The sequence below is a fragment of the Salmonella sp. 5800 genome (genome assembly GCF_046558195.1).
GTDB classification, from domain to species: Bacteria; Pseudomonadota; Gammaproteobacteria; order Enterobacterales; family Enterobacteriaceae; genus Salmonella; species Salmonella enterica.
On record NZ_JBGDOX010000006.1, the window covers coordinates 261,075 to 283,593 of the forward strand.

General features: G+C 53.6%; 17 protein-coding genes and 2 tRNA genes. 9 read left to right on the forward strand and 10 right to left on the reverse strand.

The features are described 5' to 3' along the window. The first annotated feature begins 40 nt into the window (after nucleotides 1-40). From fucK to fucR, 3 genes are read left to right on the forward strand one after another with little or no spacing between them, the layout of a single operon-like run. Nucleotides 41-1,459, forward strand: coding sequence for an L-fuculokinase (gene fucK / locus ACLJZ5_RS13765; RefSeq protein ID WP_024798420.1), 1,419 nt, complete (start codon nucleotides 41-43; stop codon nucleotides 1,457-1,459). Between the two features lies 1 nt (nucleotide 1,460). After that, on the forward strand, nucleotides 1,461-1,883 hold the full coding sequence (gene fucU / locus ACLJZ5_RS13770) for an L-fucose mutarotase (RefSeq protein ID WP_000920848.1): 423 nt from the start codon (nucleotides 1,461-1,463) through the stop codon (nucleotides 1,881-1,883). A gap of 57 nt (nucleotides 1,884-1,940) precedes the next feature. Then, nucleotides 1,941-2,645: an L-fucose operon activator gene (fucR, locus tag ACLJZ5_RS13775; protein ID WP_031617786.1), complete on the forward strand. Its 705-nt coding sequence runs from the start codon at nucleotides 1,941-1,943 to the stop codon at nucleotides 2,643-2,645. A gap of 64 nt (nucleotides 2,646-2,709) precedes the next feature. Here fucR and rlmM read toward each other — a convergent pair whose 3' ends face one another. The 4 genes from rlmM to ACLJZ5_RS13795 all read right to left on the reverse strand — a co-directional run bounded on the left by rlmM (nucleotide 2,710) and on the right by ACLJZ5_RS13795 (nucleotide 5,708). Then, nucleotides 2,710-3,810: a 23S rRNA (cytidine(2498)-2'-O)-methyltransferase RlmM gene (rlmM, locus tag ACLJZ5_RS13780; RefSeq protein WP_001045494.1), complete on the reverse strand. Its 1,101-nt coding sequence runs from the start codon at nucleotides 3,808-3,810 to the stop codon at nucleotides 2,710-2,712. Beyond that, a complete protein-coding gene (locus ACLJZ5_RS13785; protein ID WP_000203913.1) occupies nucleotides 3,803-4,198 on the reverse strand; it encodes a DUF423 domain-containing protein in 396 nt (131 codons plus the stop codon). Before ACLJZ5_RS13785 ends, rlmM begins: the two co-directional genes overlap by 8 nt. Before the next feature lie 18 nt (nucleotides 4,199-4,216). Next, nucleotides 4,217-5,134 carry a glycine cleavage system transcriptional regulator GcvA gene (gcvA, locus tag ACLJZ5_RS13790; RefSeq protein WP_000044409.1) on the reverse strand — a complete coding sequence of 306 codons (918 nt, stop codon included), beginning with the start codon at nucleotides 5,132-5,134 and terminating at the stop codon, nucleotides 4,217-4,219. Nucleotides 5,135-5,480: 346 nt separating this feature from the next. Continuing rightward, nucleotides 5,481-5,708, reverse strand: coding sequence for a YgdI/YgdR family lipoprotein (locus ACLJZ5_RS13795; protein WP_000750393.1), 228 nt, complete (start codon nucleotides 5,706-5,708; stop codon nucleotides 5,481-5,483). Nucleotides 5,709-5,900: 192 nt separating this feature from the next. Here ACLJZ5_RS13795 and csdA point away from each other — a divergent pair, with 192 nt between their 5' ends. The 3 genes from csdA to rarD all read left to right on the forward strand — a co-directional run bounded on the left by csdA (nucleotide 5,901) and on the right by rarD (nucleotide 8,736). Further along, the gene (gene csdA, locus ACLJZ5_RS13800; protein ID WP_024798419.1) at nucleotides 5,901-7,106 is read left to right on the forward strand and encodes a cysteine desulfurase CsdA; all 1,206 of its coding nucleotides are present in this window, start codon (nucleotides 5,901-5,903) and stop codon (nucleotides 7,104-7,106) included. Beyond that, nucleotides 7,106-7,549, forward strand: coding sequence for a cysteine desulfurase sulfur acceptor subunit CsdE (gene csdE / locus ACLJZ5_RS13805; protein ID WP_000184198.1), 444 nt, complete (start codon nucleotides 7,106-7,108; stop codon nucleotides 7,547-7,549). Before csdA ends, csdE begins: the two co-directional genes overlap by 1 nt. 299 nt (nucleotides 7,550-7,848) lie before the next feature. After that, complete coding sequence (rarD, locus tag ACLJZ5_RS13810; RefSeq protein WP_077248417.1) at nucleotides 7,849-8,736, forward strand: EamA family transporter RarD; 888 nt, start codon at nucleotides 7,849-7,851, stop codon at nucleotides 8,734-8,736. Nucleotides 8,737-8,787: 51 nt separating this feature from the next. Here the strand turns inward: rarD and tcdA are convergent, their stop codons facing one another. Further along, complete coding sequence (tcdA, locus tag ACLJZ5_RS13815; protein ID WP_000117742.1) at nucleotides 8,788-9,594, reverse strand: tRNA cyclic N6-threonylcarbamoyladenosine(37) synthase TcdA; 807 nt, start codon at nucleotides 9,592-9,594, stop codon at nucleotides 8,788-8,790. Between the two features lie 109 nt (nucleotides 9,595-9,703). Then, the gene (gene mltA, locus ACLJZ5_RS13820) at nucleotides 9,704-10,801 is read right to left on the reverse strand and encodes a murein transglycosylase A (protein WP_000678626.1); all 1,098 of its coding nucleotides are present in this window, start codon (nucleotides 10,799-10,801) and stop codon (nucleotides 9,704-9,706) included. A 207-nt stretch (nucleotides 10,802-11,008) separates the two neighbouring features. Here mltA and ACLJZ5_RS13825 point away from each other — a divergent pair. Together ACLJZ5_RS13825 and ACLJZ5_RS13830 are read left to right on the forward strand one after the other, a co-directional pair. Beyond that, a tRNA-Met gene (locus ACLJZ5_RS13825) sits at nucleotides 11,009-11,085 on the forward strand. A 29-nt stretch (nucleotides 11,086-11,114) separates the two neighbouring features. After that, nucleotides 11,115-11,191 (forward strand) — tRNA-Met (locus ACLJZ5_RS13830). Between the two features lie 109 nt (nucleotides 11,192-11,300). Here the strand turns inward: ACLJZ5_RS13830 and amiC are convergent. Beyond that, complete coding sequence (amiC, locus tag ACLJZ5_RS13835; RefSeq protein WP_000011919.1) at nucleotides 11,301-12,554, reverse strand: N-acetylmuramoyl-L-alanine amidase AmiC; 1,254 nt, start codon at nucleotides 12,552-12,554, stop codon at nucleotides 11,301-11,303. 232 nt (nucleotides 12,555-12,786) lie between these two features. Here amiC and argA point away from each other — a divergent pair, with 232 nt between their 5' ends. After that, entirely contained in the window at nucleotides 12,787-14,118 is a 1,332-nt protein-coding gene (gene argA / locus ACLJZ5_RS13840; RefSeq protein ID WP_000588964.1) for an amino-acid N-acetyltransferase, read from the forward strand. Nucleotides 14,119-14,220: 102 nt separating this feature from the next. Here argA and recD read toward each other — a convergent pair whose 3' ends face one another. From recD to ptrA, 3 genes are read right to left on the reverse strand one after another with little or no spacing between them, the layout of a single operon-like run. Next, on the reverse strand, nucleotides 14,221-16,056 hold the full coding sequence (gene recD, locus ACLJZ5_RS13845; RefSeq protein ID WP_410958956.1) for an exodeoxyribonuclease V subunit alpha: 1,836 nt from the start codon (nucleotides 16,054-16,056) through the stop codon (nucleotides 14,221-14,223). Then, nucleotides 16,053-19,598, reverse strand: coding sequence for an exodeoxyribonuclease V subunit beta (gene recB / locus ACLJZ5_RS13850; protein ID WP_024798096.1), 3,546 nt, complete (start codon nucleotides 19,596-19,598; stop codon nucleotides 16,053-16,055). The genes recD and recB overlap by 4 nt, the downstream gene beginning before the upstream one ends. After that, complete coding sequence (gene ptrA / locus ACLJZ5_RS13855) at nucleotides 19,591-22,479, reverse strand: pitrilysin (protein ID WP_410958958.1); 2,889 nt, start codon at nucleotides 22,477-22,479, stop codon at nucleotides 19,591-19,593. The genes recB and ptrA overlap by 8 nt, the downstream gene beginning before the upstream one ends. Nucleotides 22,480-22,519: the final 40 nt, after the last annotated feature.

Consider the following 22,519-nt stretch of genomic DNA (forward strand, 5'->3'; position numbering starts at 1 on the left):
ATAAGCGTAGCGCCATCGGGCGGCGTTTATGGAGTTATCTATGAAACAAGACGTTATCCTGGTTCTCGACTGCGGTGCGACAAACGTTCGGGCGATCGCCGTTGATCGCCAGGGGAAAATTGTCGCCCGCGCCTCAACCGCTAACGCCAGCGACATTGCCGCAGAAAATAGCGCCTGGCATCAGTGGTCGCTGGACGCCATCCTGCAACGTTTCGCCGACTGCTGCAAGTCACTCTCCAGCGCCCTGTCGGAGTGTGTTGTTCGCGGTATTACGGTGACTACGTTCGGCGTCGATGGCGCGCTGGTCGATGCGCAGGGTAAGCTGCTCTACCCGGTCATCAGTTGGAAATGCCCGCGAACCGCTGCCGTGATGGAAACGATTGAGCGCTTTATCTCGCCCCGGCAATTGCAGACGCTCTCCGGCGTCGGCGCGTTCAGCTTTAACACGCTGTATAAACTGGTCTGGCTTAAAGAGAATCATCCGCGCCTGCTGGAACAAGCTCACTGCTGGCTGTTTATCTCGTCGCTGATTAACCACCGTCTGACCGGCGAGTTTACGACCGATATCACTATGGCAGGCACCAGCCAGCTACTGGATATCCATCAGCGCGACTTTAGTCCGGAAATCCTGCAAGCGACGGGCCTGGCGCGCCGCCTGTTCCCGCGTATCGTGGAAGCGGGCGCCCCGATAGGCACGCTACAGACAGACGCGGCCAGGCTACTCGGTCTCCCGGCGGGTGTGCCGGTGATCTCTGCCGGACACGATACTCAGTTCGCGTTATTCGGCGCTGGCGCGCAGCAAGGTGAACCGGTGCTCTCCTCCGGAACATGGGAGATTCTGATGGTGCGCAGCGGTCAGGTGGATACCTCGCTGCTCAGCCAGTATCCGGGCTCGACCTGTGAACTGGACAGTCAGTCGGGGCTTTATAACCCCGGAATGCAGTGGCTGGCCTCCGGCGTACTCGAATGGGTACGAAAACTGCTGTGGACGCCGGAAACACCATGGCAAACGCTGATCGACGAAGCGCGCGCTATTCCCGCTGGCGCGGAAGGCGTACGGATGCAGTGCGATCTACTCGCCTGCCAAAATGCAGGCTGGCAGGGCGTGACGCTCAATACCACCCGCGGCCATTTCTATCGCGCCGCGCTGGAAGGCCTGACGGCGCAACTTCAACGTAATCTGCGCACGCTGGAGAAAATCGGCCATTTTAACGCCACAGAACTGTTACTGGTTGGCGGCGGCAGTCGCAACGCTTTATGGAATCAAATTAAAGCGAATCAGCTTGATATCCCTATCAAAGTGCTGGACGACGCGGAAACCACCGTGGCCGGCGCTGCCATGTTTGGCTGGTACGGCGTAGGCGAATTTAGTAGCCCGGAACAGGCGCGCGCGCAGGTCAATTATCAGTATCGCTATTTCTGGCCGCAAACCGAACCTGAAATTATTAAGGGAGTATGAAATGCTAAAAACCATTTCACCGTTAATTTCCCCGACACTGCTCAAAGTGCTGGCCGAGATGGGCCACGGGGACGAAATCATTTTTTCTGACGCTCACTTTCCCGCGCATAGCCTGGGCCCGCAGGTGATTCGCGCCGATGGTCTTAGCGTCAGCGATCTACTGCGGGCAATTATTCCGCTCTTTGAGCTGGATAGCTACGCCCCGCCGCTGGTGATGATGGCCGCCGTGGAAGGCGACACGCTCGATCCCAGCGTTGAAGCGCGCTATCGCGATGCCTTGTCATTAGAAGCGCCGTGCCCGGATATCGTTCGTATCGACCGCTATGCGTTTTATGAGCGGGCGCAAAAAGCGTTTGCGATCGTTATCACAGGTGAGTGCGCGAAGTACGGAAATATTCTTTTAAAAAAAGGGGTAACGCCGTAATCTCTTGCCGGTGCGCCCGCATGACGCGGGCGTTCATCGAATGATGGGGTGAGAAAAATGAAAGCGGCACGCCAACAAGCGATAGTCGATCTGCTGATCAATCATAAAAGTCTGACCACCGAAGCGCTGGCCACCCGGCTTAACGTCAGTAAAGAGACCATCCGCCGCGATCTCAGTGAACTACAGACGCAGGGAAAAGTGCTGCGTAATCACGGACGAGCTAAATATATTCATCGTGAAAATCAGGACAGCGGCGATCCATTCCATATCCGCCTGAAAAGCCATTATGCGCATAAAGCCGATATTGCCCGTGAAGCGTTAGCGTGGATAGAAGAAGGAATGACGATTGCGCTGGATGCCAGTTCAACCTGCTGGTATCTGGCCCGCCAGTTGCCGGATATTCCCATTCAGGTTTTTACCAATAGCCATCCTATCTGTCAGGAGCTGGGAAAACGCGAACGCATTGCGCTGATAAGTTCCGGCGGCCAGCTTGAACGTAAATATGGCTGTTACGTTAACCCGTCGCTTATCTCACAGCTAAAATCGCTTGATATCGATCTGTTCATCTTTTCCTGCGAGGGGATCGACAGCGGCGGCGATCTGTGGGACTCCAATGCGATCAACGCCGATTTTAAATCTATCCTGCTCAGACGCGCCTCGCAGTCTTTATTATTGATTGATAAAAGTAAATTTAATCGTTCAGGAGAGGCGCGCATCGGCCATCTGGATGACGTGACGCATATTGTTTCAGATGCGCCGTAGTCATAGGCCGGATAAGCGTGCGCCATCCGGCGCTGATGACGCGCCGGATGACGGCAGCGCGTTTTTATCGCTCGTCGCGACGCCCGCCAACAGCCGCCCACAACCGACGCACGTGTACCGTCACTTCTTCGCGATCGTGATAAAGCTGACGCGCCTGGATCTGCGCATTAACGCCATGCTCATCCAACTGCGCCTGAAGATACGCCAGATTATGCGATACCTCTTCATAGCGTTTTTTCATCGGCAGTTTAAGGTTAAAAATCGTCTCCCGACACCAGCCGTTCACCAGCCACTGCGCCATTAACGCGGTGACTTTGGCCGGCTTCTCCACCATATCGCAGACCATCCATGAAATATTATTCCGGTTCGGACGGTACCTGAAGCCATCCTCACGCAACCAGGTCACCTGTCCGGTGTCCATCAGGCTTTGCGCCATCGGGCCGTTATCTACGGAGTAGACCCACATATTGCGCTTCACTAACTGGTACGTCCATCCGCCGGGACAGGCGCCCAAATCCACCGCATACATGCCGTTCGCCAGACGTTCATCCCACTCATCTTCCGGGATGAAAACGTGGAGCGCCTCTTCCAGTTTCAGCGTTGAGCGGCTCGGCGCATCAGACGGAAACTTCAAACGCGGGATGCCCATATAAAACGGTGAATTGTTATGCGCGAACGAATAACCGGTATAGCAGCATCCTGGCGCGATAAAAAAGACATGAACGACCGGACGCTTCGGCGTTTCATAATTCGTCAATACGCCCGCATCACGCAAAGCCGCGCGCAGCGGCACCGTAAATTTGCGGCAGAACTTCATCAGTTCTTTACTTTCATTGGTGTCGGCGACTTCAACCCGCAGCTCGCCGCCCTTTTCCACTACGCCCTGCAACATGCCGACAATCGGCGTAATTCTGTCTTCCGGCGGTAAATGTTGCAGCAGTTCACCCACCACAAACCACTGGCGGGCGAAAATCAGCGAACTGAACGGCAGCTCTGAAATCAGCTTTTCGCCATCTTCCGGCTGATAGCATTCATAAATGACATAGCCTGCGTTCTCTTTTACGCGTGCAAAACCAAATATTTCCCGTTTTCCCGCTTTATCGGTAATTTCTGCAGCGCACTCTTTTTCAAACCCCGGACGGCAGAGCAATACAACTTTATTCATGGCTCGCGCCCTTACGTTTCATACGAATGGCGCCAATCAGCAATAGCGCCCAGCCCACCAGGAAACTGACGCCGCCGACAGGCGTGATATACGCCCACAGGCGCAGATGCGAAAGCGCAAGGCAGTACAGACTGCCGCTAAACAACACCGTGCCCAGCGCCAGAAAAACGCTGCTCCAGTAAAACCAGATGCTGATACGGCGCTGCATCGCCACCGCCAGGCCAAAGATCGCCAGCGTATGGAACGCCTGATATTGCAGGCCGGTCTGAATCCAGCCCATTTCAACCACGCCCAGGGTTTTACTCAAAACATGCGCCCCGAACGCGCCCAGAGCAACGTAAATAAAACCGCTGATAGCGGCGACAATCAGCATAAAACGGCTGGTCATGGTCATACCCTAAGTTAATTATTGTTCGTAACGAAAACGGAATTTTTCTTGCTCCGTCGCCGCCTTCGCCAAAATCCACTGACGGAAGGCGGCTATTTTACCCAGTTCTGCCTGGCTGTCATGACAAACCAGATAAAAAGCATTCTTACTCACCAGAACATCGTTAAATGGACACACCAGTCGCCCGGCTTCAATTTCCGACTGCGCCATAACATTATTCGCCAGCGCGATCCCCTGTCCGTGAATAGCGGCCTGTAGCACCATCGCGCTGTGGCTAAATATCGGCCCTTGCTGAACGTTAATATGGTTGAGCCCTAACTGACGAGTATAGGCCTGCCAGTCACGCCGGGAGGCATCGTGCAATAACGTGTGTTTCGCCAGATCTTCCGGCGTTTTTAACGGTTTTTCGCCTGTGAGCAATAAAGGAGAACAGACGGGCAGTAAATATTCTGCGTATAATTTTTCGACGCGCAAGCCCGGCCAGTTTCCCCGGCCATAAAAAATCGCGACATCGACATCGTCTGCCAGTTTATCTTCCTGACGGTCAACGGCTTGTATCCGAACGTCAATTCCCGGATAAGCTGAGTTAAAGCTGGAGAGCCTGGGCACCAGCCACTGGATGGCAAAACTGGGCGGTAAACTCACCGTCAGCGCCCCTTTGGCACTGCGCGCCTGGAGCTTACGCGTTGCTTCCGTGAGCTGGGAAAATATCTCTTTAATGTCGAGAAAATAGCTTTGGCCTTCTTCCGTCAGCAGCAGCGAACGATTGCGGCGGCGGAACAGTTTTAGCCCCAAAAAATCCTCAAGTGACTTAATTTGGTGGCTTACTGCGGCCTGCGTCACAAAAAGTTCTTCCGCTGCTCGCGTAAAGCTCAAATGGCGCGCGGCAGCATCAAAAACGCGTAACGCATTTAAAGGAGGTAATCGTTTTGACATGGCCTCTGGACTTAATGTCGAATGAATTTAACAAATAGGTAACAACATGTAACCTATTAGTTTTTTTAATCTGAGACATTATAAATTGTCCGTTGAGGTTCTACCAGCAAATACCTATAGTGGCGGCACTTCCTGAGCCGGAACGAAAAGTTTTATCGGAATGCGTGTTCTGATGGGCTTTTGGCTTACGGTTGTGATGTTGTGTTGTTGTGTTTGCAATTGGTCTGCGATTCAGACCACGGTAGCGAGACTACCCTTTTTCACTTCCTGTACATTTACCCTGTCTGTCCATAGTGATTAATGTAGCACCGCCATATTGCGGTGCTTTTTTTTGTATAACAAACGGTTAGTTTTCCAGAGCCACCATCTCTTTCACGTCAGTACGATTGATCTGCTGTTTGTTGCCATTAGCGTCTTTATACGAAATCATACCGGTATCGTTATCGGTCTGGGGTTTACCGTCGGTCACAATGCTACGTCCATCATTGGTGTGCATAACGTAATTAGGACCGGAACAGGCGCTCAGGGCAAAAGTCAGCATACATGCAGAGATAATTGCGGCAGTCTTTTTCATCTTCTTCTCCTTAAAGCTGTTTGTGCTATTTAAAGCGGACTCCGTAACAGGCTTAAACATTCGCCTAACATTATTCAGCATAACCTCCTTTACATAATTCGCCAGGATATACAGACGATTCCGATGGTTAGGACAAACCTTGTATCAGCCGCGCTTTTACGCCACGATCGGTAAACTGAACCGAGGAATATCATGAACGCTTTTAATCCCACGCAGTTTCGCGCGCAGTTTCCCGCGCTAGCCGATGCGGGTGTTTATCTCGATAGCGCCGCCACGGCATTAAAGCCACAGGCAGTCATTGACGCCACGCACCAGTTTTATTGTTTGAGCGCCGGTAACGTTCATCGTAGCCAGTTTGCGCAGGCGCAGCGCCTGACGACGCAATATGAAGCGGCCAGAGCAAAAGCAGCGCGGCTGTTAAACGCGCCCGATGAAAAAAGTATCGTCTGGACACGCGGCACCACCGAAGCGATCAACATGGTGGCGCAGTGTTACGCCCGTCCTCGTCTGCGTCCCGGCGATGAAATTATCGTTAGCGTCGCCGAGCATCACGCCAACCTTGTGCCCTGGCTGATGGTGGCGCAACAAACCGGCGCGCAGGTCATAAAACTGCCGCTTAATGACCGGCGTCTTCCTGATGTTGAGCGTCTGCCGGAACTGATCACGTCGCGCAGCCGGATTCTGGCGCTGGGGCAAATGTCGAACGTAACGGGCGGCTGTCCGGAGCTCGCAAGCGCTATCAGCGCCGCTCACGCAGCGGGAATGGTCGTGATGGTGGATGGCGCGCAAGGCGCGGTACACTTCCCGGCGGATGTCCAGCAGCTTGATATCGATTTTTATGCTTTTTCCGCTCACAAACTGTATGGCCCGACCGGTATCGGCGTGCTGTACGGTAAGCCGGAGCTTCTTGAGGCGATGTCGCCCTGGCTCGGCGGCGGCAAGATGATCCGTGACGTTAGCTTTGAAGGCTTCACCACTCAAAGCGCTCCCTGGAAACTGGAAGCGGGGACGCCGAACGTCGCCGGGGTCATCGGCCTGAGCGCTGCGCTGGAATGGCTGTCCGATATCGATATTGAACAGGCCGAAAACTGGAGCCGGGGGCTGGCGACGCTGGCGGAAGACGCACTGGCGAAACGCCCGGGCTTTCGTTCGTTCCGCTGCCAGGACTCCAGCCTGCTGGCCTTTGATTTTGTCGGCGTGCACCACGGCGATATGGTGACGCTGCTGGCGGAATACGGTATTGCGCTCCGGGCCGGGCAACATTGCGCCCAGCCATTGCTGGCGGAACTTGGCGTCACAGGGACTCTGCGCGCCTCTTTTGCGCCGTATAATACCCAACATGATGTGGATGCGTTGGTTAACGCCGTTGACCGCGCGCTGGAACTGCTGGTGGATTAATGACAAACCCTCTTTATACCGGACACCCGTTCGGCACAACGGTAACGGAAGAGACGTTACGCGCTATCTTTCTCCCGCTGACCCAGTGGGAGGATAAATATCGTCAGTTGATTCTGTTAGGAAAACAGCTCCCCGCTCTGCCGGATGAATGCAAAGCGCAGGCGAAAGAGATAGCCGGCTGCGAGAACCGCGTCTGGCTGGGCTTTACCCGATCAGATAACGGAACGATGCACTTTTTCGGCGACAGTGAGGGGCGGATTGTCCGCGGCCTGCTGGCGGTATTGCTCACCGCGGTGGAAGGAAAAAACGCCGCCGAGTTGCAGGCTCGTTCACCGCTGGCGCTGTTTGATGAGCTGGGTTTACGCGCCCAGCTTAGCGCCTCACGTAGTCAGGGGCTGAACGCGCTGAGCGAAGCGATTGTTGCCGCAACGCATAAGGGTTGAAATAGCGTAAATATTCTGTCGCCTGACAGCGCCGTCCGCGGCGGTCAGGCGATGCAGATAAAATAATCCAGTCACTTTATTAGTTTCGGCGTCAGATTTCCCTGATAAACATTCTTTTGATTTTTATCAGCTATCACAATGAAATTACAATGTTAGAATCCATGTTAAAACGGCGTGAAGATTTTAGAGTAAATAAAGCCACTCGATGTAGCGTAGCAGGTGAACTGGAAAATTCATACGCATCGGGTGAAGTTATAACAGGATATGGATAAGTGGAAAAATATCTGCGTAGCGGTACCATGTTTGTGGTGCTGGCATTTATATTATGGGGGTTAACACCTTTATATTATCAATATTTATCAGGGGGAAATCTCGCACAAATATTGATATACCGGGTGTTCTGGTCAATTCCATTATTACTGGCAGTAAGGTTGTTATTTCGGCAGCGAACGCGATTTCATGATGCCTGGAAAGATAAAAAATCTTTTTTCTTCTGCATGATCGCCGGACTTTTGATGATTGTCTCATGGTCATCTTTTATTTATGCGCTAACCCATCATCTGGTACTTGATGCCAGCCTCGGCTATTTTATCAACCCGCTATTTGTTATTGCGCTGGGATGCATTTTTCTTAAAGAAAAACTGTCGTTGTTTCAGGCCATCGCCGTTTTTTCTGGTGTCTGTGGCCTGACTTTTCAAATTATCATGCTACGGCATTTCCCGGCGCTGGCGCTAACCATGGGATTATCATTTGCGCTATATGGACTGGCGCGAAAGTTTATACATTATGATGTGATGACATCGATAACGATTGAAACATTATGGGCATTGCCTGTCTCACTATTAATCTTTCTCTTTAGCGATAGCGGACCAATTATATCCGCTAATACTCCTTTCTTTTTGTATGTCATGACGGCGCCAGTGACGATCATTCCACTGGTATTATTTGCCATCGCGTTAAATCACACCTCGTTGATTGTCACCGGACTGGCGCAATATATAGAGCCGTCTTTACAGTTCTTACTTGCCATTATGATATTTGGCGAGCACATTAATTACGCGGAACTGCTCTGCTTTTGTGCAGTATGGTTCGGGTTGTTTCTATGCATATCTGAAAATTTATATTCCCATTATCTCCGCGCCCGTCTGAAACCGGTGTTCGGCAGGGTACAGCGCTTCTTTCGCTAACAAAGGGCGCAGGGCCGGATACGCGTCTGCGTGACACTCCGCCCCGTCCTTTTATTCTTGTCGCGCCGCTTTAGCCATGATCTTCTTCAGCGCATGGGAAACGGCGACAAAACCGAACGTTGCCGTCACCATCGTCGCCGCGCCGAAGCCAGAGGCGCAATCCATCCGTTTTGGCCCTTCTGCGGTAGCTTTCATCGCGCATACGGAACCGTCCGCCTGTGGGTAAACCAGCGCTTCAGTGGAAAAAACGCAGTCCACGCCCAGCTTACCTTTACTGTTCTTCACTACGCCAAAATTATGTTTCAATCTCTCACGCAGTTTTGCCGCCAGCGGATCCTGGATGGTTTTCGCCAAATCAGCGACCTGGATTTGCGTCGGATCGATCTGCCCGCCCGCGCCGCCAGTGGTCACTAAAGGAACCTTATATCGGCGACAGTACGCAATCAGCGCGGCTTTTGGACGAACGCTGTCAATGGCGTCAATGACATAGGTAAAACCCGCGTCCATATAACCCGCCACATTATCCGGCGTGATGAAATCATCGATAACCGTTACCCGGCACTCCGGGTTAATTTGCCGAATCCGTTCGGCCATCACTTCCGCTTTCGCCAACCCGACGTTATCACGCAACGCATGGATCTGACGGTTCGTATTGGTCACGCAGACATCGTCCATATCAATCAGCGTAATCGCACCGATGCCCGTACGCGCCAGCGCCTCTGCCGCCCATGATCCCACCCCGCCGATTCCCACGACGCAGATATGCGCCTCAGCAAACCGCTGCAGCGCTTTTTCACCGTACAGACGCGCGGTGCCGCCAAAGCGTTGGCGCCAGGCATCACTTATCACCACTGACATATGACCTCAGAATAAAAAAAGGTGAGGTTATTCCTCACCCCTGCTCACTATTTTCAGGCCCGATAGCGATCGCGTTATCGGGCAATCCGGTTGTCGCAGAATACCACAATCAGCCGCTAAACACGTTACCGGCGCCCGGCGCGCTTTTTAACACCCAGACGCGACCATAGTGATTATACCATCCGGCACGATGCCCGGCATCCGGGCCGATCCCCTGGTAAATATCAAAGTGCTGGCCTTTAATCGCTCCGCCGACATCCAGCGCGACCATCAAACGTAGCTCATACTGACCGCTAAATTTACCGTTGTTATCCAGCAACGGTACTTCCGCCAACAAGGTCGTGCCAGGCGGAATGATGCTGCGGTCGGAGGCGACGGATGCTCGCCCAATCAGCGGTACAGCGCTGGCACCTTTGACCGGCGCAAAAGATTGCGGCTTAAAGAAGACGAACGACGGGTTCTGCTCCAGTAATTCACGCACTTCCGCTTCGCTGTGCTTCTCTCCCCATTCGCGTATAGCCTGCATCGACATATCTTCTTTTTTCACTTCACCGCGATCGATAAGCACTTTACCAATACTGCGATAAGGCCAGCCGTTTTTACCGGCATAACTAAAGAAGTTCAGCGGACTACCATCACCAAAATCAATATAACCGCTGCCCTGGACATCCATAATAAAGTTATCCATCAGCGAATTACTCCAGGCCAGGATGTACTTATCGCTCAGCGCGCCTGCGTAGATCTGAGCGCGGGACGGTAAGCGTCCGCGTTTTGGCGGCATACTATAGATAGGATACTGGAACGCGCCCTGGCGCGTATGGCGAGCCTGAACGACGGGCGTATAGTAGCCCGTGAACTGGACGTTACCGTAGTTGTCGGTGCCTTCCATCTGCCAGGCATCGATACCAAACTGACGCATAGTGCGCGTATCGCCTCCGGAACGTAACCAGTTCTGGACAGCGTTATAGACGTTGCTTTGATTGGTGTATAAACGCGGCGACGCGGAACGGATCTGATTGACCTGCTCGGCAAAGTCACCAGCATTAATCGGCGCGCCCACCGCGTCCGGCTGGTTTACCAGGGAGAAGGGCTGGGTAAATTTCCCGTCCTTATATTGCTGACCGCGATCGGTCGGTTTTGATGAACAGGCAGCCAGCATTGCCAGCATTACGCCTGTCGCCACATATTTTGCCCAACGTCCTTTCATGGTGTCTCGTCTTCTGCGTAATCGAAAGTGCCCGGTGAAGATAACAAACCGTCCGAAGTAATGAAATGCGATCGCGATCTCATTATGTAAATTCGTTTAAAAATCGCGCTATCTGCGGTGTATTTGCGCAATTCATGAGAAATTAGCGATTTATATGAAAAAAGGGTTGCAACAAAAGCTCAGCGGAGTATAGTGCGCATCCACGGACGCGGGGTGGAGCAGCCTGGTAGCTCGTCGGGCTCATAACCCGAAGGTCGTCGGTTCAAATCCGGCCCCCGCAACCAATTACAATGAGAATGCAAGTTTAGACGGACGCGGGGTGGAGCAGCCTGGTAGCTCGTCGGGCTCATAACCCGAAGGTCGTCGGTTCAAATCCGGCCCCCGCAACCAACTTAATGAACACCCTTACGGGTGTTTTTTTGTATCTGTCGTCTGGTCCGCAACGACAGTGCGGGCAGCATCCTACTTACCCGCGCAATAAACTCGCCGTCATCTCAGGTTAACTTCTTCTCGCCAGCGTCGCCCCATCAGCAAAATACGCTTTAATGCCTGCCAGAATCGACTCTGCGACCTGTTGCTGGAACGTCGCGGTCTTGAGCTTGCGTTCTTCTTCAATGTTACTGATAAACGCCGTCTCGACCAGAATAGACGGAATATCGGGCGCCTTTAACACCGCAAACCCCGCCTGCTCGACCTTGTTTTTATGCAGGTCATTAATTTTACCAAGCTGCTTCAACACCGCTTTACCGAATTTCAAACTATCGGCAATGGTCAGCGATTGCACCATATCGAACATCGTATGGTCGACATAACGGTCACCGCTTTTGCTCACGCCGCCAATTAAGTCCGAGGCGTTCTGCGTTTGCGCCAGATATTTCGCCGCGGTACTGGTGGCGCCTTTGGTCGATAGCGCGAATACGGATGAACCGCTAGGCTGCCGACTGGTGAAGGCATCCGCATGAATAGAGACAAACAGGTCGGCGCGCTGTTTCTGCGCTTTCGCCACCCGGACTTTTAACGGAATGAAGATGTCTTCATTGCGCGTCATATAGACCTTCATGTTGCCTTCTTTTTCGATCAACGCGCGCAGGCGGCGGGCTATCTGGAGCACCACGTCTTTTTCACGCGTTTTGTATTTGCCTATCGCGCCGGGGTCTTCGCCACCGTGTCCCGGATCAAGCATAATGACAATGGGGCGGTCGCGCCCCGCTTTACCGGGCTGCGGCCCGCTTTGCGAAGGCGGCACCTGTTTATCCAGATCGCCTTTATTGTAGTCTTCCAGCAGCGCCAGCAGCGGATCCTGCATATCCTGCGCATTGGCAGGATAAAGATCCATCACCAGACGTTCTTTAAAGCCTGCCACAGGCGCCAGCGCAAATAGCTGCGGCTTCACGTTTTGTTTTAGCTCAAAGACCATACGCACAGTCTTAGGATCAAACTGCCCTACCCTTGCGGATTTGATATACGGATCGTCGCTGCGAATCTGCGCGCCAATGCCTTTAAGCACCGAGTTCAGATTCACATCCTCAATATCTACTACCACGCGGTCCGGGTTACTTAAGGCAAATTGTTTATATTTCAGCAGACGATTCGACTCTACCGTGACGCGGGTATAGCTGGACGCAGGCCAGATACGCACCGCAACGACCTGGCTTACGGCAGCCAGCCCGACCTGGCTCACGCTTAATAGCCACATGGCGCCCGCGCCTTGTAGTAAACGGCGACGGCTGATTGCTGAATTGGCTCCCGACATGCTTCTCCCGAGCAAAAACTAAATAGAGATCATACAAAGTTCATCCAAATTGACCGGAAACTTTAGCGAATGACGCATAATCTGTCATCTATAAAAGGGTAAACATTCTTTTTATATTCACGGCATTACTAAGAAAAGCGATCGGACCGCATAAAATTTACGCTTGCACAGAGGGCAAAAACAGAATAAAAATACACTAATTTCGAATAATAATTCGCTAGCGGGGCGCGCAATGATAAAGGAACGTAAAACCGAACTGGTAGAAGGGTTTCGCCATTCAGTTCCCTATATCAACACCCATCGCGGAAAAACCTTTGTCATTATGCTCGGCGGCGAAGCCATTGAGCATGACAATTTTTCCAGCATCGTTAGCGATATCGGGCTACTGCATAGCCTCGGTATTCGCCTTGTCGTGGTGTATGGCGCGCGACCACAAATCGACGCCAATCTGGCCGCGCATCATCATGAACCGATTTACCACAAAAACACGCGGGTGACGGACGCCAAAGCACTGGAGCTGGTGAAACAGGCCGCCGGTTTACTCCAGCTTGATATTACCGCCCGTCTGTCGATGAGTCTGAACAATACGCCGTTGCAGGGCGCGCACATTAATGTCGTCAGCGGCAATTTCACCATTGCGCAGCCGCTGGGCGTTGATGATGGCGTGGACTACTGTCATAGCGGCCGTATCCGGCGCATTGATGAAGATGCGATCAACCGCCAGTTGGATAACGGCGCGATCGTTCTGATGGGGCCGGTCGCCGTCTCAGTGACCGGCGAAAGTTTTAATCTGACCTCAGAAGAGATTGCCACTCAACTCGCCGTTAAACTGAAAGCGGAAAAAATGATCGGTTTCTGTTCTTCTCAGGGCGTTACCAATAGCGAGGGCGGCATCATTTCTGAACTCTTCCCGAATGAAGCGCAGGCGCGGGTGGAAGAGTTGGAAGCGCAGGGCGATTACAACTCCGGTACCGTACGTTTTTTGCGCGGCGCGGTAAAAGCCTGTCGTAGCGGCGTTCGTCGTTGCCATCTGATCAGCTACCAGGAAGATGGCTCGCTATTACAGGAACTGTTCTCGCGTGATGGTATCGGTACGCAGATCGTCATGGAAAGCGCCGAGCAGATCCGCCGCGCTACCATCAACGATATTGGCGGTATTCTGGAGCTTATCCGCCCACTGGAACAGCAGGGCATTCTGGTACGCCGTTCCCGTGAACAACTGGAGATGGAGATCGATAAATTTACCATTATTCAGCGCGATAATATGACTATCGCCTGCGCGGCGCTGTATCCTTTTGTGGAAGAGAAAATAGGCGAAATGGCCTGCGTAGCGGTACATCCGGATTACCGCAGCTCATCGCGTGGAGAAGTGCTTCTGGAGCGGGTTGCCGCCCAGGCGCGGCAAATGGGGCTGCGTAAATTGTTTGTGCTGACGACGCGCAGTATTCACTGGTTCCAGGAGCGCGGTTTCACGCCTGTCGATATTGAGTTACTGCCTGAGAGCAAGAAAAAAATGTATAACTATCAGCGACGTTCAAAGGTGCTGATGGCGGATTTAGGATAACAAGGTGGGCCTGATGGCGCTGCGCTTATCAGGCCTACGCTCGAAAGCATCATTTGGAGGCCGGATAAGACGCTACGCGTCGCCATCCGGCGAGAACTCGTCTTATCCGGTACGACTGACTTCATCAAATAAGGTGGCTAACCCGCTGCGCCGTTCCGTACGCGTCACAATCGCGCCTGCCAGGATCCGTTCATCGGCATACAGCGATAACCGCCGCCGCGCCCGCGTAACAGCGGTATACACCAGCTCCCGCGTCACGACCGGCGAACGCTGGCTGGGTAAAATCAGCGCGGCGTGATCAAATTCAGACCCCTGTGATTTATGTACCGTCATCGCCCAGGTTGTATCATGTTCCGGCAGACGGCTGGGCTGAACGGACTTGATCGTGCCGTCCGGCATCACAAACCAGACGCGTGACCCCTGCCCGCGATCGAGCGCAATACCAATATCGCCGTTAAATAACCCCAGCGCGCTATCGTTGCGCGCAATCATTACCGGACGCCCTTCATACCAGCGAGAGTGCGGATGCCGCTGAATTTTTCGTTGCTGCACCATCGCCTGCTCAATGCGGTCATTCAGTCCCCTCACGCCAAATGGGCCTTCGCGCAGCGCACAAAGCAGTTGATACTCATTGAAAGCCTGAAGGATTGCCTCCGGCGCCGCTTTTTCATGCAGCAACCGCAGGTAGCGCCCATAGCCCGCCAGCGCTTCATCCAGCATCCCGGCATAATCGTCGCTGCTTTGCAATGTACGCTTCTCTATATCGCTAAACCCCTGCTGAAAAACAGCCTGGATTGCCGACCTGTCGCCGCAGTTAATCGCCGCCGCCAGCTTGCCGATGCCAGAATCGCTGCCGAAACGGTAGCTCTTTTGCAATAAACAGAGGCTATCGCGTAAAGATGCGGCTTGCGTTCCGGCCCCCGCCGGAATGGCGCTCCCTGTGAGTCGACTTAGCTGTCGGGCGCGTTCCGCCGTAAACCCTGCGTTGACATAGGCGCAAATATCGCCCAACACAGCGCCCGCCTCAACGGATGCCAACTGATCGCGATCGCCAAGAAAAATGACCCGCCCGTGCGGCGGCAGAGCGTCAATCAAACGTGACATCATCGGCAAATCAATCATTGATGCTTCATCGACCACCAGCACGTCCAGATGCAGCGGGTTGCCCGCATGATGGCGTAATCGCTGGCTGCCGGGCTGTGCGCCTAGCAGTCGGTGCAGCGTACTGGCGTCCTCCGGTATACGCTTTTTCTGCGCATCGGTAAGTGGAAGCTGACGCAACGCCGCGCCGAGCGACTCCGTCAGGCGTGCGGCCGCTTTCCCGGTCGGCGCCGCCAGCCGGATACGGCAACGTTCGCCATCCGCCATTTGAATTAATGCCGCCAGCAGCTTCGCGACGGTGGTGGTTTTACCGGTGCCGGGACCGCCTGAAATCACGGAGATACGGCGAGTTAGCGCTACGGCGGCGGCCACCTTTTGCCAGTTCACCTCGTCTGTCGGAGGGAATAGCGCGTCCAGAATACGGGATAACTGATCTTCATCTACGGCGATGGCCTGGTTAACCTCGTTAAAAAAGCGCGCAACCGTACGTTCGTTGCACCACATGCGATTCAGGTAGAGACGCTCGCCGCACAGAATTAACGGCGCGGGGCTATCGCCGCAGCTAACCGCCGCAGACGCCAGTAACCGCTTTTTCCAGTCGATTGGCGTAGGCGTTTCGCTTATCCAGGCGACCAGTAAGGGATGCGCCTCCTCCGTTAACGTTAAACGCGACAACGGCAGACACACGTGACCTTCACCTGCGTCATGACTAAGCAGCGCTGCCGCCAGCGTCACGGCGGGATCGTCGTTACCGGCGACGGTTAAAGCAAACTGGGCATCAATGGGCCGTAAGAGTTTTTGTTCAACGGCCTCCAGCAACCGCTCCTGGATTGTCATTGCGCCTCCTCACTCATTTCACCTGCAAACATATCATCCAGTTGGTTAATTAACGCCGCCGCAGGACGAGTGGTAAAAATACCCTGCTGCGGACGTTCGCTATCCACCCCGCGTAAAAAGAGATAGATGACGCCGCCGAAATGGCGTTCATAGTCGTAATTCGCCATTCGATGACGAAGGTAACGGTGCAATGCCAGCGTATAAAGCTGGTACTGCAAATCATAGCGATGCGCCTGCATCGCCGCAGCCATCGCCGTCTGGGTATAAGCAGCGCTATCCTCGCCCAGCCAGTTAGATTTATAGTCGAGCAGGTAATAGCGCCCCTCATAACGGAACACCAGGTCGATAAAGCCCTTTAACATGCCGCGAACCTGCATGAAATCCAGCGCAGGGCAACCTGCTGAAAGCGGGTCGTATCGACGAATCAACGCATCCAGCTCTCCGGCGGTAAGCGGCTGGGCAATCGGCAAATAAAACTCCATTTCGACCTGTTTTTCACGCTCGGTCAGCACGCCCAGACTAACGCCCGTCTCGTTAAGGGGAACGTGCAACACGGTGTCCAGCCAGCGGGTAAGTACGGGCTCCCATCGCGTTTCAAAACCACTCAGCTCCAGTTTTTCCTGTACCCATTGGGGGTTTATCGGTTGAGTAAAATCAAGCTCTTCAAACAGGCTGTGCAAAAATGTTCCCGGCGATGCCCCGCGAGGAAAGTGATGCGGCGTCATTGCCGGCGCTTCCGCCGCTTCGCCAACGCCTGCGGCGTCAATGTCGAGACGAGGAATAAGATCTTGCGCCACGCTATGTCCCCGCTGCTGCAAACCGGAATAACTGGTGACGCGCCAGCTATCATAAAGCAGGCGTTGCAGCGTTCTGGCGCTGAGTTCCGCGTGCGATGCAGCGGCAATTTGCCAGCGGTCGTTATCCGTATTGCCTGGCGTTCGACACACGATATCCTCGTCGCATAGCGCCTCAATACAGGCGCGAAGGCCTGCGGCATCCATCGGTTCGCCTTTTTGCAGGAGTCGCCCAAGCGCGCTTTGGTGCACATCCGTCTCGCCTTTCTTATCACTGCGACGTCGCACCAGCGGCGCGACGCCGAGGCTGCAATGCCACACAGCACGGGTCAGCGCGACATAAAGTAGGCGCAAGTCTTCCGCCAGGCGTTCGGCTTCCGCCAGTGCTATGCTCTCTTCGGCGTGACTAAGGTCCAGCACCGCCTCGTAGGAGTGCCTGTCGTGATAAAAAGCCTGGTCCTGCACGCGGAAATGGGTGATAAAAGGTAACCAGACCAACGGGTATTCCAGACCTTTCGATTTATGAATGGTGACGATTTGCACCAGATGCTTATCGCTTTCCAGACGTAGTTGCTGGCTGGAAGCATTGCTATCGGGTTCAAGGATATGTTGCGCCAGCCAACGCACCAGCGCATGTTCGCTTTCCAGCTGCGAACCGGCTTCCTGTAACAGTTCGCTAATATGCAGAATATCCGTCAGCCGACGTTCGCCTCCCGCCGTCGCCAGCAGGTTTTCAGCAATATTGCGCGCCGACATTAGCGCGCGCAGCATAGGCATCACGCCGCGTTTATGCCAAATTTGTCGGTAGCCATCAAACTCTTCAACAACCGCATCCCACGCATTTTCATCATTGTTAAGCGTTTCGATATCCAGCGCGGTAAGGCCCATCATTGATGTCGCCAGAGCGCTACGCAGCGTATTCTCACGTTCGGGCGCCATCACCGCCTGCAACACCCACAGCATCTCCTGCGCTTCGAGCGTTTCGAATACGCTGTCGCGGTTAGAAAGATAGACGGAAGGGATCGCCAGTAAGGTCAGCGCATCTCGTATCAGCGCGGCCTCCCGCCTGCTGCGCACCAGCACGCTGATATCCGAGGCGCGAACGGGCCGCGACGAATCGCCGTTCGTCAGCAGCGCGTCGCCCGTTTGCCCGGCGCGCAGCCAGTCGCGAATTTGCGTGGCGCACACCTGCGCCATATAACTTTGATAATCGCCCGAACCGCAGCTTTCTCCCTCCATTAGCCACAGGGTCATCGCCGGTTGAGGCGCGTCATTCACTTTAAATTGCAGCGACTGGTTTCTGGGCGCAAACTTTACCGGACTGAAGGGAATATCGCGGAACATAAAGGCGTCATTCATCTGACTGAACAGCTTGTTAACGCTATTCACCATCCCCGGCGCGGAGCGCCAGTTAGTGTCAAGCGTATAGTGCGCGCTCACTTCGCTGCGAGCCTTCATGTAGGTAAAGATATCCGCGCCACGAAACGCATAAATCGCCTGTTTAGGATCGCCAATCAGCAATAGCGCCGTATCGGGTTGATGTCGCCAGATACGGCGAAAAATACGGTACTGTTGTGGGTCGGTATCCTGAAATTCATCGATCATCGCCACCGGAAAACGGGTACGAATCGCCGCAGCCAGCGCCTCGCCGCTTTCACTACGCAGCGCGGTATCTAAACGGCTGAGCATATCGTCAAACCCCAGCTCGCCGCGCCGGCGTTTTTCCTGAGCCACCGTTTCACGGATCTCTGATAACGCTCGGGTAAGAACCAGATCTTTAATCGATAGCGGTTCGCCCAACAGGTTATCGATGGCGACAAACAATGGGTGCTGGGGCGTCACGCCGCCAGCTTTGGTGCGCTCAGCTAAAAAACGCTGTGAAAATTTTCCCAACGCCTCGGGTAATTGATAATTTTTGGTCTCTTCTTGCGCCCACGCGGTGATCTTTTCGATCCATTTCGCCTGATTGCCGCGGTTGAATTTTCTGCGATCGATGCCGGATGATTCGATCAGCGCGTCCAGCTCGCTAACCGCCTCACACCACTGCTGCTTCACCTGGTTGATGCGCGCCAGGATCTGTTCATGACGCGATGCCAGCGTCTCCTCCTGCGATGGCGGCGCTTTAATGACCGGCGCTTCGCCCTGCAGATAACGATCGATATCCTTTAAGAGCGCCTTCGGTCCCTTCCACACGTCAAACACCACCTGCGCGATGTCGCGCGGCAGCGGATAGCAATGACGCCGCCAGAAATCGGCGCAGGCCTGATAACGCAACAAAGATTCGTCTTCAATAAGCTGTTGCTCAAACAACATACCGGATTCGAAAGCGTTCAGGCTGAGCATACGCTGGCAAAAACCGTGGATGGTAAAGACCGCGGCCTCGTCCATTTGTCGTTCCGCCAGTAATAACCACTGCGCGGCCTGCTTTTTGTCGCTAATTTCTTCCAGCAAGCGGGCATACAGCGGATTATCCGTGCTTTCCCGCAGACAGGCGATGCGCAACTCATGGATATTACTGCGGATTCGCCCACGCAGCTCTTCAGTGGCGGCCTCCGTAAAGGTTACCACCAGCAGTTCTTCAACGGTCAACGGACGGGGAAATGCGGCACTGCCGCCTAAACCGAGCAATAACCGCAGATACAGCGCCGCGATAGTAAACGTTTTGCCTGTGCCCGCTGATGCTTCAATCAAACGCTCGCCTGTCAGGGGCAAGCGTAGAGGATCAAGAGTCTCGGCGACATCATTCATTCTTTTCGCTCATTAGAGGTAACGTTTGCTGCAGTGCGCTGACGTTATCCCACACTTTCCAGCCTGTCGGATGCACGTATTCTGCTTTTCCATTCTGGCTACCAGCAATCTGTGACAATATTGCCATACCTTGTGGTTCCACCACCGCCTGGTGGAAGAAGTCGGCAAGCTTTTGTGGCGTCAGCAATTTTATCTGAGCGATGATTTTATCACGCGAGTCAAAGCGCATATTACCCCGATCGAAATCCTTGCTTAAACGGGATGCTTCTTCGCCCAACGTTTGCGGCGCCTGGCGCATTTGCGTAATGATCGCCTGCTGAATTTGGGCGAACTCTTCCGGCTTCATCGCCCTCAGCTTCGCCTCGGCGTCAGGGAAAAATGCCTGATAGCGTTGCCACAGGTAAGAGGGCTGTTTATCGTTGCTCTGTAGCAGGAATCCCATTCCCCACTGACGGCCAACGCTCATCGGAAAGGCGAAAACGGCGTATCCCAGTTGCTCTTCGGTTCGTAGCTGATTGTAAAACCACGGTTGAACAATCTGACCTAACATCGCGCTGTAGGCGGCGCTGACGTACTCGTCGTAGCCGACCGGGACAAAGACCGCGGCTAACGCGGAGTCGGTGCTACTGCCCGCTTTTTCAAATATTACGGACTGCTTTTTCTCAACCACTACGTCTTTGTTGCGACACCACGCCGATCCGTTCGCCGCGAGCTGTTTTTGGACATCTTGCGCCAGAGAGGTCGCCTGGGCTTCGCTCATATTTCCTATAACCAGAAATTCCGGACGAGCGCCCGTTTTTAACGCATTACGATAGGCCATCACCTCTTTCAACGTAATGGACGGCAGCAAGGTACGACGTTCATCACGGGAAAAATAAGGCACCTGCGAAATCATCTGCACCGGCATAATCGCCTGTTCGTAGGCTTTTCCCTTCTCCGCAGAATCCATCATCTGCGTATACCAGGATTTCGCCTGCGCCAGCTGTTCCTCCGTGGCGTCGTAGCTAAAATATCCTTCCAGCAACGCCAGGAAAAGCTGCGGCAAACGCTGGGTATAACCGTTCGCAGTGACCATCAGACCATTGTTGGCGTTAGTAGAAAAGCTAATGCCGCCCACTGCCGCCTGGTTGCTGAGCTGATCGAGCGCCATTCCCGCCAGATAATCATTAAGGGCGAACAGTACCTGATTGCGGGCGCTGTCCATCGCCTGCGGGTTACGCAATACCACGCTCACGTCAGCTTTTGGCTCGCTGGCGAAATAACGACTCGGCGCATAAACCACGCGCAAATCCGCTTTATCGACAATCAGTTCTGGCCGCACGTAGTTTTTGTCATTCTTCACAAGCGTGAAATCATCAGGAATATAGGGGTTTAACTCCGGCAGCGACAACGCAATGCCCTGTGCTTTTTGCTGCCAGTTTTTAAACGTCTGTTCGCTAATCTTATCGACCTGATAAGGCGCATCCACAAAATACGCAATCTTATTATGGGGTTCCTGGGGACTGATGTACCAGATGCGCGCATTCTGCGGCGTCATCATCGCCAGGCGATTTTTGATAGCGGCAGGATCGTAACGATCGGCGATATTCGCCGCATCCAGCGTATGCGCTACCGGGACGCGGATCATAGTGTCCGCCAGCCATTCGACATAGTCCATATCGCGGGTAATCGACGGATAGCGGAAGTCGAGATCCAGCACATGCGCCAGCTCGTCAAAGTAACGTTTATCTATCCCTTTTTCACGTAACGTATTGAGATAGCTAAAGATAGCTGCGACGACTTCATCACGATTGGCCAAACCTTTATCGGTCAGCGTTGCCGAAATGGCAAATACGCCGCTGTTACCATTAACAATCGGATCGGAATCCGCACTAATACCTTCGACCAGTCCTTGTTTTTGCAGCCAGTCAGAGAGCGTCCCTGGGCTACGATTGCCAATCAGATAAGAGACCAGTTCATCGGTCTTGCTGCGGAACTGCGCGCTATTGTTATCAATACGAAACTCCACGCGCAGCACTTTACGCGGTAGTGCCGGCACGTAATGAATAATGATGCCCTTCTGCGCCTCGGTGATGACAGGTACGGTAATTTCCGGTTTTTTAATCTGTTTATTCGGCACGCGGCCATAGGTTGCGGCAGCAATACGCGCCAGTTCCGGCAAGGGTTTATTACTGTAAATCACCGCCTTCATCAGATTAGATGAATAGTATTTTTCATGAAAAGCGATCAACGCCTGTTGCACCGGATTTCCCGGCTTATCGCTTAGCGTTTCCAGATTGCCGCCAGAAAAGTGCGAGCCTGGATGCGCCGGGTTAATGGTTTCGGCGCTTACCTGCGCCATACGCATACCGTCGCGGGTGCGCGCCATCGTCAGCTCGGCATTCACCGCGTTTCGTTCGCGTTCGGCATACTGTTTATTGAGCAATGGCGCGGCAATGGCGTCGACCAGGCGATCTACGGCACCTGGAAGCGCGTCGTTTTCAACCTCCAGGTAGAAGGCTGTTCGATAAGGCGCGGTGCTGGCGTTGTGGCTACCGCCATGTCTTTTAAGGTATTCGGCAAGGCTATCCGCCTGCGGATATTTTTTTGACCCCATCAGGCACATATGCTCAAGATAATGAGCAAGCCCCTGATGAGCCTCAGGATCTTCAAGTGATCCAACGGGCACCACTAACGCTGAAAGAGACTTTACAGCCTGCGGATCGGATACCAGCAACACCACCATGTCATTATCAAGACGTATCGCCTGATACTGCCGGGTATCTTTATCGCTTTTACGGATAGTTTCTTGCAGCGGTTGCCAACCGATATCCGCCTGAACTGCAGGCCCCCAGAGGGCGACCAATAACAATAACGCTTTGAACCAGGTGCTGCGGGGCATTCACGGACCTCATCATTAACTTTCATTCCCACTCATCTGT